The 14,930-nt window shown below is 37.3% G+C and carries 16 protein-coding genes, 1 tRNA gene, 1 rRNA gene, 1 other RNA gene and 1 other annotated feature; of the genes, 4 read left to right on the top strand and 15 right to left on the bottom strand.

Features of this window, described 5'->3' with window-relative positions:
- The 8 genes from KI356_RS08925 to tadA form a co-directional block, all read right to left on the bottom strand.
- Positions 1-121: ribosomal RNA gene (locus KI356_RS08925) — 16S ribosomal RNA — on the bottom strand; the annotation flags it as partial.
- Positions 122-340: 219 nt separating this feature from the next.
- Positions 341-610, bottom strand: a complete 270-nt coding sequence (locus KI356_RS08920; RefSeq protein ID WP_002063354.1) for a pro-sigmaK processing inhibitor BofA family protein — start codon at positions 608-610, stop codon at positions 341-343.
- Positions 611-872: 262 nt separating this feature from the next.
- Positions 873-1,094: a YaaL family protein gene (locus KI356_RS08915; protein WP_002009631.1), complete on the bottom strand. Its 222-nt coding sequence runs from the start codon at positions 1,092-1,094 to the stop codon at positions 873-875.
- Between the two features lie 14 nt (positions 1,095-1,108).
- A complete protein-coding gene (gene recR / locus KI356_RS08910) occupies positions 1,109-1,705 on the bottom strand; it encodes a recombination protein RecR (RefSeq protein WP_002107278.1) in 597 nt (198 codons plus the stop codon).
- A gap of 14 nt (positions 1,706-1,719) precedes the next feature.
- Complete coding sequence (locus KI356_RS08905; RefSeq protein ID WP_205685993.1) at positions 1,720-2,046, bottom strand: YbaB/EbfC family nucleoid-associated protein; 327 nt, start codon at positions 2,044-2,046, stop codon at positions 1,720-1,722.
- Positions 2,047-2,071: 25 nt separating this feature from the next.
- Positions 2,072-3,760 (bottom strand): DNA polymerase III subunit gamma/tau, encoded by a 1,689-nt coding sequence (dnaX, locus tag KI356_RS08900; RefSeq protein ID WP_128283568.1) that lies wholly within the window; start codon positions 3,758-3,760, stop codon positions 2,072-2,074.
- A gap of 132 nt (positions 3,761-3,892) precedes the next feature.
- Positions 3,893-4,157, bottom strand: an RNA gene (gene ffs, locus KI356_RS08895) — signal recognition particle sRNA large type.
- 78 nt (positions 4,158-4,235) lie between these two features.
- Positions 4,236-4,730: a tRNA adenosine(34) deaminase TadA gene (gene tadA / locus KI356_RS08890; RefSeq protein ID WP_002123533.1), complete on the bottom strand. Its 495-nt coding sequence runs from the start codon at positions 4,728-4,730 to the stop codon at positions 4,236-4,238.
- Positions 4,731-4,835: 105 nt separating this feature from the next.
- Here tadA and KI356_RS08885 point away from each other — a divergent pair, with 105 nt between their 5' ends.
- The 3 genes from KI356_RS08885 (at position 4,836) to KI356_RS08875 (ending at position 6,805) form a co-directional block, all read left to right on the top strand.
- Positions 4,836-5,375, top strand: a complete 540-nt coding sequence (locus KI356_RS08885) for a cysteine hydrolase family protein (protein WP_128283567.1) — start codon at positions 4,836-4,838, stop codon at positions 5,373-5,375.
- Between the two features lie 123 nt (positions 5,376-5,498).
- Entirely contained in the window at positions 5,499-6,134 is a 636-nt protein-coding gene (locus KI356_RS08880) for a deoxynucleoside kinase (protein WP_128283566.1), read from the top strand.
- Positions 6,135-6,136: 2 nt separating this feature from the next.
- Positions 6,137-6,805, top strand: coding sequence for a deoxynucleoside kinase (locus KI356_RS08875; protein WP_002123539.1), 669 nt, complete (start codon positions 6,137-6,139; stop codon positions 6,803-6,805).
- 35 nt (positions 6,806-6,840) lie between these two features.
- Here the strand turns inward: KI356_RS08875 and KI356_RS08870 are convergent, their stop codons facing one another.
- The 7 genes from KI356_RS08870 to guaB all read right to left on the bottom strand — a co-directional run bounded on the left by KI356_RS08870 (position 6,841) and on the right by guaB (position 13,795).
- Positions 6,841-7,236 carry a sigma factor-like helix-turn-helix DNA-binding protein gene (locus KI356_RS08870; protein ID WP_002107271.1) on the bottom strand — a complete coding sequence of 132 codons (396 nt, stop codon included), beginning with the start codon at positions 7,234-7,236 and terminating at the stop codon, positions 6,841-6,843.
- A 166-nt stretch (positions 7,237-7,402) separates the two neighbouring features.
- Positions 7,403-7,495 (bottom strand) — tRNA-Ser (locus KI356_RS08865).
- A gap of 154 nt (positions 7,496-7,649) precedes the next feature.
- Positions 7,650-8,924 carry a serine--tRNA ligase gene (serS, locus tag KI356_RS08860; RefSeq protein ID WP_002123541.1) on the bottom strand — a complete coding sequence of 425 codons (1,275 nt, stop codon included), beginning with the start codon at positions 8,922-8,924 and terminating at the stop codon, positions 7,650-7,652.
- Positions 8,925-8,975: 51 nt separating this feature from the next.
- Positions 8,976-9,196 (bottom strand) — a binding site (T-box leader).
- A gap of 54 nt (positions 9,197-9,250) precedes the next feature.
- The gene (gene pdxT, locus KI356_RS08855; RefSeq protein ID WP_128283565.1) at positions 9,251-9,841 is read right to left on the bottom strand and encodes a pyridoxal 5'-phosphate synthase glutaminase subunit PdxT; all 591 of its coding nucleotides are present in this window, start codon (positions 9,839-9,841) and stop codon (positions 9,251-9,253) included.
- 18 nt (positions 9,842-9,859) lie between these two features.
- A complete protein-coding gene (gene pdxS / locus KI356_RS08850) occupies positions 9,860-10,747 on the bottom strand; it encodes a pyridoxal 5'-phosphate synthase lyase subunit PdxS (RefSeq protein WP_128283564.1) in 888 nt (295 codons plus the stop codon).
- 160 nt (positions 10,748-10,907) lie between these two features.
- Complete coding sequence (locus KI356_RS08845) at positions 10,908-12,218, bottom strand: D-alanyl-D-alanine carboxypeptidase family protein (protein ID WP_128283570.1); 1,311 nt, start codon at positions 12,216-12,218, stop codon at positions 10,908-10,910.
- Positions 12,219-12,331: 113 nt separating this feature from the next.
- Complete coding sequence (guaB, locus tag KI356_RS08840) at positions 12,332-13,795, bottom strand: IMP dehydrogenase (protein ID WP_128283563.1); 1,464 nt, start codon at positions 13,793-13,795, stop codon at positions 12,332-12,334.
- A 115-nt stretch (positions 13,796-13,910) separates the two neighbouring features.
- Here guaB and KI356_RS08835 point away from each other — a divergent pair, with 115 nt between their 5' ends.
- Positions 13,911-14,912: a YaaC family protein gene (locus KI356_RS08835; RefSeq protein ID WP_128283562.1), complete on the top strand. Its 1,002-nt coding sequence runs from the start codon at positions 13,911-13,913 to the stop codon at positions 14,910-14,912.
- The last annotated feature ends 18 nt before the right edge of the window (positions 14,913-14,930 follow it).

The raw sequence follows: 14,930 nt of genomic DNA, 5'->3' as shown, positions 1-14,930 counted from the left end.
GTGTTACTCACCCGTCCGCCGCTAACTTCTTGAGAGCAAGCTCTCAATCCATTCGCTCGACTTGCATGTATTAGGCACGCCGCCAGCGTTCATCCTGAGCCAGGATCAAACTCTCCAATAAAGTTAGTTTGTCTAGCATCTAAAAATAAAAATTGACGTTCACGTTGTTTGTTTCGTTCAGTTTTCAAAGAACTTCGTCGCGCTTTAGCGACTTCCTTATGTTAACATTTCGAATTGAAATGTCAACTAAGTTTTTCATTTCGTTTTTGATTTCGTTTGTCGCTTTCTGCGTTTTGCTACCGGCGACGTCAACGCTTTTTAAAAAAATGCCAAAATAAATTTATCTTGGCATTATATATAGCTTAATAATCACTAATGCAGCAACACCTGGCACCCCTAATAAACTTGATACTGTAGCTGTTCCCATATTAATTGGAATATGAAAATCAAAATATGTCCCTGCAACATTCACAATAAATAGTAAAGCTATACCTAAAGTGACATGAAAGAGTGCTTTCCCTATAAAACGTATTGGTTTAGCAGAAACACCAAAAACAAGAAAAATAAAAACCAAAGCAAGAATGCCAACAATAATAATTGTAGAATTCATTTTTTCCTCCTTATGAATGACCTATACATATCCATTTGTATGGGACAAGACAATAAAAAAGAACATCTATAACATAACTCCTATTACTTCATCTTTATAACCTTTAATCAGTAATATTTCTTCTAAGCACTAACAATTAGATACAACTAATTCCATTCCCACCTTTTCTCCCTCCTCTTTATATCCCAAAAATAAAGTAGCCCTGTTACTCACAAATAAATCGATAAAAAGCAAAAGGTCCCGCTTTAAAAAGCAGGACCTTTTACCATTGTTCCATTTTCACAGGACGACGTTTTGCTTCTTTTAACAAGAAAAAATATTTCGCCTCTGCTATTTTTAAAGAACAAAGTACATCTTGAGACGGCTCAACACTTTGTTCAACCAGTCTCTTTTGACGTAGCCATTCATTCTTTACCTTTTCTAATAATACAATTAACTTATCGTCATACTCTTTACGCAACTTACCCTTTTTTTGAAAGAACATTTTCCCTTCTCCTCTTATATCTCTCTACGGCCTTCTAAAGCTTTCGATAGTGTTACTTCATCTGCATATTCTAGATCTCCACCAACTGGCAGACCATGTGCAATACGAGTTACTTTAATCCCTGTTGGCTTTAAGAGGCGGGATATGTACATCGCTGTAGCTTCCCCTTCAATATTAGGGTTTGTTGCTAATATCACTTCTTGTACTGTTTCATCTTGTAGTCTCTTTAATAACTGCGGGATATTAATATCCTCAGGCCCAATTCCCTCCATTGGAGAAATAGCCCCACGTAACACATGATATACACCTTGATATTCTTTCATTTTTTCCATCGCAATTACATCTTTCGGCTCTTGTACTACACAAACAACCGATTGATCTCTATGCGAATCGTCACAAATATAACAAGGATCGCGGTCAGTGATATGCCCGCATATCGAACAATACGCTAAATCTCGCTTCGCATTCACAAGCGCTTTCGCAAAACCTAACACATCATCTTCTTTCATATCTAACACGAAGAATGCCAGTCGAACCGCCGTTTTCGGTCCGATTCCTGGCAATTTCATAAAACTATCGATTAATTTTGATATCGGTTCTGGATAATGCATATATCAATATCCTCCTAGAACATTCCACCTGGTAAGTTCAAACCTTTTGTAAATTTACCCATTGTAGAATTCGAAAGTTCTTCAGCCTTTTTAAGTGCATCATTCGTTGCAGCTAATACTAAGTCTTGTAACATTTCAATATCTTCTGGATCTACAACTTCTTCTTTAATTTTCACTTCAAGAACTTGCTTATGACCATTTGCGATAACAGTAACCATTCCGCCACCAGCTGTACCTTCAACTGTTTTGTCACCAAGCTCTTCTTGCGCCTTCGCCATGTCTTTTTGCATCTTTTGCATTTGTTTCATCATATTATTCATATTTCCCATTCCGCCACGCATCATAATTAATTCCTCCTAATTATTATTACTCTTTTATTTCAATAAGTTCTTGCCCTACTAATTTTACAGCCTCTTCTATAAGAGGATCTTCTTTTTGTTCTGGGCTTTCTTCAGAATCCCCGCCTTCACGTTGTAAAAAGTCTTCACGAATTTTACCCCATTCACTTTTTGGGATAGCAATCATATTTAACCTTTTACTTAACAATTCAAAAAGAGTTTGTTCCAATGTATCCATCGCTTCTCGATTTTCACTAGCCATTTTGCAATGAATCTCATATTGAAATGCTAACACATAGGTATCATCTGAAGCCGCAACTGGTTCACTATTTTCTAATAAAACAGCAAATGCTACTTTGTTATGTGACTTGAGCCTTCCTAATAATTCGCCCCATACAGCTTTTAACTGTTCTAAATCTTGACGCTTCGCTTGCTTTAACACTTCATTCACACGTCCAACAGGAATTTTCATACTTCCTGTTCGTACCGGTTTTGGTGTTGCCCGCGTCTCTCTTACTTCCTGCTGCACACCAGCTGGCACGCCATTCTTTTTAACTTGCTCTAACTCTTTCTCCAGCTGCTGCATCCTGTTCATAATCGCTTGTAAACGATCTGCGCCGTTTGCTTGCATCATAAACTGCTGACACAGTTGCACCATAACAACTTCTAAGAAAATTCTTGGATGGTTTGTCCACTTCATCTCCTGTTGTCCCTTACTAAGGGTATGAATAATTTCATAGATTACTTCCGGTTGCATTTCTTCACTTAACGTACGGAATTGATCATCTACAATTACCCGTTCCAACATATGTTCTAATTGTGATGAAGTTTGATATAAAAGCATATCACGATAGTAGTAAATGAAATCCTCCATAAAGCGAACTGGATCTTTCCCTTTACTCATCATCTCATCTATAATACGTAACGCTCTTGATACATCATTTTCACGTATACATTCTACCAGGTTACCTAAATATCGCTGAGATACAGATCCTGTTACAGCTAAAACATCTTCACTCGTCACCGTCTCATCACTATAAGAAATAGCTTGATCGATAAGACTGAGCGCATCACGCATACCACCTTCAGCGGCACGCGCTACGATTTGTAACGCTTCATCTTCTACTTTCGTACCTTCATTTGTCACGACTGTCGATAACCTCTCAACGATATCATTTACTGATATCTTTCGAAACTCAAAACGCTGACAACGTGAAATAATTGTAGCTGGAATCTTATGCGGTTCTGTTGTCGCCAAAATAAAAATAACATGTTCTGGTGGCTCTTCTAAAGTTTTCAAAAGCGCATTAAAGGCACCCATGGAAAGCATGTGAACTTCATCAATAATGTATACTTTATATCCTACAGCACTTGGAGCATATTTTACTTTATCTCTTATATCTCGAATTTCATCTACACCGTTATTTGAAGCCGCATCAATTTCTAATACATCTGAAATGGACCCTTGTGTAATTCCTAAACAAGAAGGACATTCATTACAAGGTTCAGCTACCGGAGCGTGTTCACAGTTAATTGCCTTTGCAAATACTTTTGCAATTGTCGTTTTCCCTGTTCCCCTCGGACCAGAAAACAAATAAGCATGTGAAGCTTTCTCTTGAAGAAGGGCATTTTGCAACGTTTTTGTCACGTGCTTTTGACCGACTACGTCTTCGAATTTTTGCGGTCTCCATGTTCGGTATAACGCTTGGTATGACACGAAAATACGGCCTCCCTCAAAGGTTATTATCTTATTTATTATAACCCATTCTGTTTATAGATTCCAAAAGTTATTTTCCATACAAAAAACCCACCTTTATATTAAGGTGAGTTTTGTATACATATATAACTGCCGTGCACCTTCTGTCGATTACGTACCATAAGCGTTACTTAAGCAGTTAGCTCGGTTCAGGCACTCCTGCGGCACACGAGAAAACCCGCTTATTGCTGCTTCCTTCCGGACCTGACAAGGTTCACGGGGTCCCGTTGCGCAGGACCCAAACGTCAACACCACTTACTTAAGTCAGACCTTACAGCAGCATAACCTCGAGAAGGGATTCGGCCTCGCTAGAGCGGATTGCGAGTATAGGGCACCGCTACCTCCCCGCTTAGCACGGCAAAGTTAAAACCAATATTCGGTTGCCTTGGATAAGGCATAATCAGTATAACTTGTTTTTTTACAAAATGCAAATACGTTAGTTACCATTACTTTTCTCTAGTTTTTTCGCTTCTTTTCTTTTCTTACGAAGCTCCCTAAAAAAAATCGTTAACAACGTACCACATTCCTCTTCAAGTACACCAGCCACTACTTCACACTGATGATTAAAACGCTCATCAGTTAAAAGATTCATCAATGTACCTGCACATCCACCTTTCGGATCGCTCGCTCCATATACAACCCGTTTTACACGCGATAAAACAATTCCCCCTGCACACATTGGACAAGGCTCTAATGTTACATATAACGTTGCATCTTCTAAACGCCATGTCCCTAATTTTTTACAAGCTTCATCAATAGCTAAGAGCTCGGCGTGAGCTATTGATCTCTGTTCAGTTTCTCTTAAGTTATGTGCGACACTAATCACTTCACCATCTAGCACAATTACAGCACCAATTGGTACCTCTTGTATCGCCTCCGCCTTCTTCGCTTCCTCTATTGCTAACTGCATAAAATATATATCTCGCTCCATAATATAGTCCTTTCACCAAAATAAAATACACTTTTTCATTCCTTACAGGTGGGATAACTTTTACAAATTCAATCCAATCTAAAGAAGAAAGAGAGGGAATTACATATGAAAAATACTGCCTTACTCATTATCGATATGATTAATGATTTTCAATTCTCCCACGGGCCCATCCTGGCACAGAAATGTGAAATTATAAAGAACCCCATTTTACAATTAAAGGACACCATGAAATCATTGGGCTATCCAATAATTTATATCAATGATCACTATCAACTTTGGAGATCTGATATCGATCAACTTATTACTCATTGTACAAATGATTATAGTAAAAATATTATCGAAGCCATTGCTCCACATACTGACGATTACATTTTTATTAAACCACATTACTCTGCTTTTTATGAAACACCTTTGAATTCTTTATTAGGTTATTTAAAAATCGAAAATCTCATTTTAACAGGAATTGCCGGGAACATATGCATCCTTTTTACAGCTAATGATGCCCATATGAGAAATTATACACTTTATGTGCCACGGGATTGCATCGCTTCTAATAACGAGCAAGATAATGAACATGCTTTAAAAATAATGGAAGCCACATTAAAGGCAAATATTGTACCGTCATCCCAAATAAAATTTAATTAATACATATCTATTTTCTAACTTTTTATATCAAATTAGTCCGCTCGCTCCCCTCTTGTGCTACAATAATTCTGTTTTGTGTTTTTAGTAGTCACGGTAAATCACTGATTGAAAGGAGGAAACAGCGTGACCGGAGTACCATTTATCACGGTTGAAGGACCAATTGGTGTTGGAAAAACTTCACTTGCGAAGGAACTTTCAACTCACATGCAACTCCACTTACTAAAAGAGATTGTTGATGAAAATCCTTTTTTAGGAAAATTCTACGAAGACATCGACGAATGGAGTTTTCAAACAGAGATGTTCTTTCTTTGTAATAGATACAAACAACTAGAGGATATTAACATAAAGTATTTGAATCAAAGGAAGCCTGTAGTAGCAGATTATCATATATTTAAAAATTTAATTTTCGCATCCCGTACATTAAAAGATTCTCAATATGACAAGTACATGCAAATTTATCGCATTCTTACGCAAGATATGCCTGTACCAAATGTCATCGTTTATTTAACAGCGAGCCTAGAAACATTACAAGAACGAATTGCGATGCGCGGAAGAGAATTCGAAAAAAATATGGATCCAAATTACTTGCTACAGCTTACAAAAGATTACGAAACAGCAATGGATGCTTTCAAAAAGGACCATCCAGATATTCCAGTATTAAAATTTAATGGAGACGATATGGATTTTGTAAGAAATCCTGATGATTTAAATGTCATCTTATCCGCTCTTCAAAATATTCTCTTGAAGGGGTCGAAATAACAATGAATTTAAGGCAAAAATATGATATACCAAATGATGCAGTTATCACTATTGCTGGAACTGTAGGTGTCGGTAAATCAACTATGACAACTGCATTAGCTAACGCTTTAGGTTATCGTACATCTTTTGAAAAAGTAGATTCCAACCCATATTTGGACAAGTTCTATGCTGATTTCACACGCTGGAGCTTTCACTTACAAGTATACTTTTTAGCAGAACGATTTAAAGAACAAAAAAGAATTTTCGAATATGGTGGCGGTTTTATTCAAGACCGTTCTATTTATGAGGACACTGGTATTTTCGCAAAGATGCATCACGAAAAGGGTACAATGACTGAAACTGATTATGAAACATACAAAGGTTTGTTTGATGCTATGGTCATGACTCCTTACTTCCCTCATCCAGACTTATTAATTTACCTAGAAGGTTCGTTTGATGATATTGTCGATCGTATTCAAGAACGAGGACGTCCAATGGAGCAGCAAACACCAATTGAGTATTGGAAAGAGATGCATGGACGTTACGAAAACTGGATTAATAACTTTAATTCATGCCCTATTTTACGCTTAAATATTAATGAGTACGATATTTTAAAAGATGGCGATTCAATCGAACCAATCATTAAAAAAATTGGACATTTTTTAAAACAAACACGTAAACTTGTAAAATAAAAAACCCGTGCATACGCACGGGTTTTTCTATGAAATTACTTTTTCTTTTTCGTCGGAGCAATAATTTCACTCTCTGGCTTTCCAGCATTAATACGCTGACGAACAGTGCTCGTACTAATATCATATGTTTCAGCAATTTCTTTAACAGTCATTTCTTTCCCATTAATTACTGCTGTTAGTAATTTCCCTGTACGTTTTGGAGTTACTTCTTTTTGCACAGCTGGTTTTTCAGCTTCTTTTGGCACCTCTACTTTTTTTGCAACTTGTTTTACATCACAAGTGCAACCACAAAGTTTACGGAATGTATCATCACTTATAATGCGCGACACATTTGCACCACTGTTTAAAATTCTATTGTTCTTACAGACAGGACATTGTACATAATATAAAGTTTTTCCATCTAAAGGAAACGTTTGTATAATAAGATCCATGTTAACTCCTTTCATATCTATGAAGATAATCATCGGAATATGAGTGTGTAATAAGGACACTATATCCTTACATCATACTTTATGATTGGTTTTAAAATAAAAACTCGTTACGTGTTGGTAACGAGTTCTCCAATCTCCACTTATATGCGCTGTTGTCAATTATATCTGGAGGAGGTAGAGGGATTCGAACCCCCGCGCGACTCTCGCCGCCTGTCGGTTTTCAAGACCGATCCCTTCAGCCAGACTTGGGTATACCTCCATATTGACATCAAATATAATATCAAAAGAAAAACAGTTAGTCAACCCTACCATAATAAATTATGGGGAAAGGGAAATTTTACTTCCCCTCTCCTTTATGACACTGCTGACAATGCCCATAATTACCAATCACTCATACCGATGAATGTTTTAACTTATTTAATAACTGTTTTTCCTCCCATATAAGGGCGAAGAACTTCTGGAATTATAATTGTACCATCTTCTTGTTGGTAGTTCTCTAAAATAGCTGCCACTGTACGTCCAATTGCAAGACCAGATCCATTTAGTGTATGAACATGTTCCGGTTTGCCATTTGGCTCACGGCGGAAACGGATATTCGCGCGTCTCGCTTGGAAGGCCTCAAAATTACTACAAGAAGAAATTTCACGATATGTGCCATAGCTTGGAATCCATACTTCAATATCATATTTCTTCGCTGCTGTAAATCCTAAATCTCCTGTACACATGCTCATAACGCGATATGGCAACTCTAATAATTGTAACACGCGCTCTGCATCATTTGTTAATTTTTCTAACTCTTCGTAAGAATCTTCTGGTTTCACGAATTTCACAAGTTCAACTTTATTAAATTGGTGTTGGCGAATTAAACCACGTGTATCGCGACCAGCTGAACCTGCTTCAGAACGGAAGCATGAGCTAAATGCAGCATATCGTATCGGTAATTGCTCTTTACTTAAAATCTCATCACGATGCATATTCGTTACAGGTACTTCAGCTGTAGGAATTAAGAAATAATCTTCGCTTTCAATACGGAATGCATCTTCTTCAAACTTCGGAAGTTGTCCTGTTCCTGTCATACTTGCACGGTTTACCATATAAGGAGGCAATACTTCCTCATATCCATGCTCATCAGTATGAAGGTCAAGCATAAAACTAATCAAAGCACGTTCTAATCTTGCACCAGCACCTTTGTAAAATACAAATCGGCTTCCCGTTACTTTCCCAGCACGTTCAAAATCTAAAATCCCTAAATCAGTAGCAAGGTCCCAATGTGGTTTTGGCTCATAAGTAAATTCTTTCACTTCTCCCCAAGTACGTGCTACTACGTTATCATCCTCTGTTTCACCTATTGGAGCAGATTCATGAGGAATATTTGGGATAGATAGCATTAATCTTTCTAAATCTTCTTCAACTGTACGAAGCTCATTATCAAGATCTTTTACTTTTTCCCCAACTTCACGCATTTCTAGAATTAGAGCTTCCGCATCTTTCTTTTCACGCTTTAATACTGAAATTTGTTGAGATACCTCGTTACGTTTACTTTTTAGTTCTTCCGTTTGAACAAGTAGCTCTCTTCTTCTCGTATCAAGTTCTTCAAAGCGACCAAAATCCGTTAAATCTTCGCCTCTATGCTGCAATTTTGCTTTTACTTCTTCAAAATTCGTACGTAAAAATTTAATATCAAGCATTATATACTCCTCCTTTTATTTTATAAAACACAAAAAACTCCCGTCCCTATACAAAGGGACGGGAGTTAACCCGCGTTGCCACCCTAGTTGAAAGCATTACCGCTTTCCTCTCAAGTAGAAATAACGGCTCTTCACCGGGAATGCTTACTAATCAAAAGATATTCCACATTCCATTCCAGGATGGATTCACAAACTGTTTCTATCGATTTCCACCAACCATCGACTCTCTATAAGAAACAACATTTGTTACTACTTCCTATCAACACGCTTATTTTATAAAATTGTTACCATCAATTTACTATAATCTTATACAAGTTGCAAGTTACTTATACAACTTTTTTCATTTTCGCTTCTTTTACCATTTCTACAAAGTATGCTGTTACACGATGATCGTCCGTTAATTCTGGATGGAAAGAAGCAGCTAAAAACTGATCTTGTCTTACCGCTACCATTCGATCGCCATGTGTAGAAAGTACTTCAACATCATCAGCTACATTTACAACATACGGAGCACGGATAAATACACCAACAAAGTCTTCTCCCACACCTTTCATTGAAAGTGCAGCTTCAAAACTATCTTTTTGGCGTCCGAACGCATTGCGCTCAACCGTAATATCCATAGCACCAATATGTGCTTCTTCATAGCCAATGAGCGTTTTCGCAAGAAGGATCATACCCGCACATGTACCAAACATTGGTTTACCCGACTTCGCAAATGTACGAAGAGGCTCCATGAAAGCATACTTATCAATAAGACGGCGCATTGTTGTACTTTCACCGCCTGGTAAAATAAGACCATCAATTTCTTCAAGTTGTTCTATACGCTTTACAACAACAGCTTCTGCACCGCTTGCTTCAACTGATTTTACATGCTCACGAACTGCACCTTGAAGACCCAGTACACCGATTTTCACCATTTCAGAGATCTCCTTTAATTACCATCCACGCTCTTGCATGCGTTGTTCTGGTAATAACGTTGAAATTTCGATACCTTTCATTGCATTACCTAAGCCTTTTGAAAGGCTTGCAATTAGTTCGTAATCTTCATAATGAGTCGTTGCTTCAACGATTGCACGTGCAAATTTCTCTGGGTTCTCTGATTTGAAGATACCAGATCCAACAAATACACCATCAGCACCAAGTTGCATCATTAACGCTGCATCTGCTGGTGTTGCTACACCACCTGCTGCAAAGTTTACAACTGGCAGGCGACCAAGGCGTTTAATTTCAAGTAGTACTTCATAAGGAGCACCAGTATTTTTTGCATATGTCATTAACTCATCTTCACGTAGATTTGCAACTTGACGGATTTCTGCATTGACTTGGCGCATATGACGCACTGCCTCTACAATGTTTCCTGTTCCAGGTTCACCTTTTGTACGAAGCATAGATGCACCTTCTGCAATACGACGTGCAGCTTCTCCGATATCGCGGCAACCACATACAAATGGAACTGTGTAATCACGTTTATTTAAATGGTATACTTCATCAGCAGGAGTTAATACTTCACTCTCATCGATATAGTCTACCCCTAATGATTCTAATACACGTGCTTCTACAAGGTGACCGATACGGCATTTTGCCATAACCGGAATTGATACAGCACCCATAACTTCTTCAACAATTGTTGGATCTGCCATACGAGAAACGCCACCTGCTGCACGAATATCTGCAGGTACACGCTCTAATGCCATAACAGCAACTGCGCCTGCCTCTTCTGCAATCCTTGCTTGCTCAGCGTTAACTACGTCCATAATAACGCCGCCTTTTTGCATTTCTGCCATTCCACGTTTTACACGTTCTGTCCCTGTTACATTTGTCATGTACAAAAACCCCCCTAGGTGAATTGCTTTCCCCCGTTAAAGAAGAAAATTAAGAATACTCTTACATTCTACCACTAACTATCAGATGCTTGTCCACTACTTTTTCATAAAGTCGGTATGAAAAATAGGAATAAGAAAAAGCTCCTACAATGAGGAGCTTTTAAAACCAACCTTTTACTGTATCAACAGCACTATTCCACATACCACTAAAGAAAGAACCAATTCCGCGCATAGAACGAGTAAACCAGTTTGCTTCTTCTACTGCTGATTTTGTTACAAGATCTACTTGTAATGACTTACCAGATAAAAATCCAGGGTCATTCGTATCTTTTGGTGTAATTACCATCTGACCAAGTGCAACACCCTTTTTGATAGGTGCTTCTTGTCCCTTACTTGCTTCTTTAAATTCTGTTTTATAAACATCTTTACTTCCTTTTGACACTGGAAGTGAAACAACTTGTTTTGTTTGAACTGCTACATCTTTATCTTTTGCATTTTCTACTCGTACTGTTTCTTGTCCTTTGACCGAAGAACCTTCTTCATACATTTTCTTCATTTCAAAGTTAGCAAAGCCATAATCATATAACTTCTTCGTCTCATCAAATCTTGCTGTATGAGAACTCGTTTTAATAACTACAGAAATGAAACGCATACCATTTCTCTCGACCGTACCAGTGAAACAATCTCCTGCTTCTGGAGTTGATCCTGTTTTCAGGCCATCTACGCCTTCATATTCCTTAATTAAGCCTTTTAACATCCAGTTCCAGTTCGACATTTCGATTCGATCCGGAGTACCTTCACGGAATACTTTTTTTGAAATTTTTGCTATGTCTAATGTTTTAGGAAAATCTTCAATAAGACGTTGTGCTAAAATTGCTACATCTCTCGCAGACATTTTATTTTCTTCATCTGGAGTTGTCCCTTCAGGATGGTGTCCTTTTAAATCTTTGTTCGTTAAGCCCGTAGAATTTACAAACTTATAATTTTTTAATCCAAGCTCTTTCGACTTATCATTCATCATTTTTACAAAGTCTACTTCTTTTCCAGCAACTGCTTCAGCTAAAGCTATTGTTGCACCATTAGCAGAATAAATTGCCATTGCTTCGTATAGCTCTTTTACTGTATACGACTCACCGTTTCGTAGAGGCACATTCGATAACGACCGATCTTGCGAAATTTTATAAGCATATTCAGAAATTTTAACTTTTTGATCCCATTTTAGTTTACCTTTCGCAACAGCCTCGTTCACTAGGTATTCACTCATCATCTTTGTCATACTAGCAATTGATAATAGTTCATCTGCATTCTTTTGATATAAAATTTTTCCAGAATTCGCTTCAACTAAGATCGCTGCACCTGCTTCAATGTTTAAAGCAGCTCCTGTTTCTGCTGATGCATTGCTATATGGTGCAAACATGCCAAAAGCTAGTGTAAGCACTGTTACCAACGCAATGAATCTTTTGCAAAACATACCTTTCACTTTTGCTACCCCCAATATCTATGTACTCACATAACCGTTATTCTAACATAATCAAAAAAAAATAGACAGAGATATCAAATCTCCGTCTATTTACATATAAGACATTATAATGAGTAGTTTGGAGCCTCTTTTGTAATTTGCACATGATGAGGATGACTTTCACGTAAACCAGCGCCCGACATACGAATGAACTGCGCATTCTCACGTAAGAATTCTAAATCTTGTGCTCCGCAGTATCCCATACCTGCACGTAATCCACCAACTAATTGATGAACTGTATCTGCTAAAGGTCCTTTATATGGTACTCGTCCTTCAATACCTTCTGGAACAAGTTTTTTGTTTCCTTCTTGGAAGTAACGATCTTTACTTCCTTTTTCCATCGCTCCAACAGAACCCATTCCACGATATACTTTAAATTGACGACCTTGGTAAATTTCAGTTTCTCCAGGGCTTTCAGCAACACCAGCAAACATACTACCTAACATAACAACGTGTGCTCCTGCTGCTAAAGCTTTAACCATATCACCAGAGTACTTAACACCACCATCTGCAATAACTGGAATGCCGTGTTTACGAGCTTCTGTTGCGCAATCATAAACTGCTGTTAATTGTGGTACGCCAACGCCAGCTACAACACGTGTCGTACAAATAGAACCTGGTCCAATACCAACTTTAACTACGTTTGCACCAGCTTCAATTAATGCTTTTGTTGCTTCAGCTGTAGCAACATTTCCAGCAATAATGTTTAGTGCTGGATATTTTGCACGAACTTCTTTTACTTTTTCAATAACACCTTGAGAATGTCCATGAGCTGTATCAAGAACGATTGCATCTACCTGTGCTTTTACTAATGCGTCGATACGAAGCATTGCATCAGCCGTTACACCAACTGCTGCTCCAACTAATAAGCGTCCTTGCTTATCCTTTGCAGAGTTTGGAAATTCAATTACTTTTTCAATATCTTTTATTGTAATAAGCCCTTGTAATACACCGTTATTGTCAACAAGAGGGAGCTTTTCAATTTTATACTTTTGTAGGATCTTTTCAGCTTCTTCCAGTGTAGTACCAACTGGGGCTGTAATTAACTGTTCTTTTGTCATTACGTCAGAAATTTTGATTGAGTAGTCTTGGATGAAGCGCATATCACGGTTTGTAATAATACCAACTAGTTTTCGCTCATCTAAATTATTTACAACTGGTACACCTGAGATACGGTATTTTCCCATAAGATGTTCCGCATCATATACTTGATGTTCTGGAGTTAAAAAGAATGGATCTGAAATAACGCCGCTTTCAGAGCGTTTTACTTTGTCAACTTGCTCTGCCTGGTGCTCAATAGACATATTCTTATGAATGATTCCTAAACCGCCTTGACGAGCCATTGCAATAGCCATATCAGCTTCTGTTACTGTATCCATTCCTGCACTAATTAACGGGATGTTTAACTGTAAGCTTTCAGATAAAACTGTTTTAACACTTACTTCTCTTGGTAATATATCTGACTTTGCTGGTACAAGTAATACATCATCAAAAGTCAAACCTTCTTTAACAAATTTAGTTTCCCACATAATTGTTCCCCCCATGATACCAGAAATTATTATTAGTAGCTTATCAATTGGTTAAAATACTGTCAAGAAAGTATAAATATGTTAGAATTTTTAGACAATAAAAGGAGCGTAATATATGCATCATACACCTTGTGCTTGGCAGCAATTAAGTTTCTTCTTTTCATCTCAAAACGTACAACATTATCTTGCCCGTTGTTATGAAAAATCTTCGATTCAGGATGCCGAAAAAAAAAGTTTTGAAAATTGTTATCCATTTATTTATTACTTAGAACACGGTAAAAATTATTATGAATTGTATAAAACAGCGCCACTTTCCATTCAACCAATGCTGTTATTTTATGGAATAGGGCAACTTTTTAAAGCTTGTTTATTAACTATTAATCCAAACTATCCAGAATCAACAACCGTTTTAGCACACGGAGTAACAACCCGTAAACGAAAAAAACAAGGATATCAATTTTTAGAAGATGAGGTGAAAATACAGAAAAATGGACTATTTACTCACGCGGCAGAACAACTGTTTCACATGAAACACTTGGAAACAGAAAAATTTAATATGTTAGAGCTAATGGGAAAAATCCCTGAGTTACAACATTTATTTCGCTATAGTCAAAAAGGAACAACATTATATAAAATCGATTCAACAAATAAAAATGAGCTCTCCTTTTCAGTCAATATACTAGATCGACTACATATGACTAAAGAGAGATTTTCTCGTTACATCGAAACAGCTTGTAAGCATTTATCAATACAACACGTACCTGAGAAAAATAATGAATTAAATGTGTTTTTTTCAGCACCTATTCAATCATGGAATCCTATGTATAGCACACCTTTATACTATGAACATCTTACTGACACTTATTATTTACCACTTACGACCGACCCTAGAAACTCTAAGCCAGTGTTGCCTGAGCTCCTTGTTCATTATTTATTGCTCTATAATTTAAGCATGATTTCTAGGTATGAAACAGATTGGTGGTATGATTTACTTGGAAGCTATGGCTCTGAAGATTATCCATTTATTTATCAGTTTCTCAATATTTCTGCTCAAAAAATCCCTTACTATATTTCAGCATTTTTATTACCGGAATCCAACCTATTTCATGGGAAATAAAAAAAACACGAGTCAAAT

Source organism: Bacillus hominis, assembly GCF_018332515.1.
GTDB lineage: Bacteria > Bacillota > Bacilli > Bacillales > Bacillaceae_G > Bacillus_A > Bacillus_A hominis.
The sequence above is the reverse complement of the archived record's forward strand: the minus strand, read 5'-3'. Positions and strand labels throughout refer to the sequence as shown.

Excerpts from the sequence above, each read along its gene's own strand:
- serS (WP_002123541.1), bottom strand. The coding sequence starts at position 8,924 with ATGCTTGATATTAAATTTTTACGTACGAATTTTGAAGAAGTAAAAGCA.
- tadA (WP_002123533.1), bottom strand. The coding sequence starts at position 4,730 with ATGGAGCGAGATATATATTTTATGCAGTTAGCAATAGAGGAAGCGAAG.
- KI356_RS08920 (WP_002063354.1), bottom strand. The coding sequence starts at position 610 with ATGAATTCTACAATTATTATTGTTGGCATTCTTGCTTTGGTTTTTATT.
- pdxS (WP_128283564.1), bottom strand. The coding sequence starts at position 10,747 with ATGACAAATGTAACAGGGACAGAACGTGTAAAACGTGGAATGGCAGAA.
- recR (WP_002107278.1), bottom strand. The coding sequence starts at position 1,705 with ATGCATTATCCAGAACCGATATCAAAATTAATCGATAGTTTTATGAAA.
- KI356_RS08835 (WP_128283562.1), top strand. The coding sequence starts at position 13,911 with ATGCATCATACACCTTGTGCTTGGCAGCAATTAAGTTTCTTCTTTTCA.
- KI356_RS08845 (WP_128283570.1), bottom strand. The coding sequence starts at position 12,218 with ATGTTTTGCAAAAGATTCATTGCGTTGGTAACAGTGCTTACACTAGCT.
- KI356_RS08885 (WP_128283567.1), top strand. The coding sequence starts at position 4,836 with ATGAAAAATACTGCCTTACTCATTATCGATATGATTAATGATTTTCAA.
- guaB (WP_128283563.1), bottom strand. The coding sequence starts at position 13,795 with ATGTGGGAAACTAAATTTGTTAAAGAAGGTTTGACTTTTGATGATGTA.
- KI356_RS08915 (WP_002009631.1), bottom strand. The coding sequence starts at position 1,094 with ATGTTCTTTCAAAAAAAGGGTAAGTTGCGTAAAGAGTATGACGATAAG.
- KI356_RS08870 (WP_002107271.1), bottom strand. The coding sequence starts at position 7,236 with ATGGATCTTATTATACAAACGTTTCCTTTAGATGGAAAAACTTTATAT.
- KI356_RS08875 (WP_002123539.1), top strand. The coding sequence starts at position 6,137 with ATGAATTTAAGGCAAAAATATGATATACCAAATGATGCAGTTATCACT.
- pdxT (WP_128283565.1), bottom strand. The coding sequence starts at position 9,841 with ATGGTGAAAATCGGTGTACTGGGTCTTCAAGGTGCAGTTCGTGAGCAT.
- KI356_RS08905 (WP_205685993.1), bottom strand. The coding sequence starts at position 2,046 with ATGCGTGGCGGAATGGGAAATATGAATAATATGATGAAACAAATGCAA.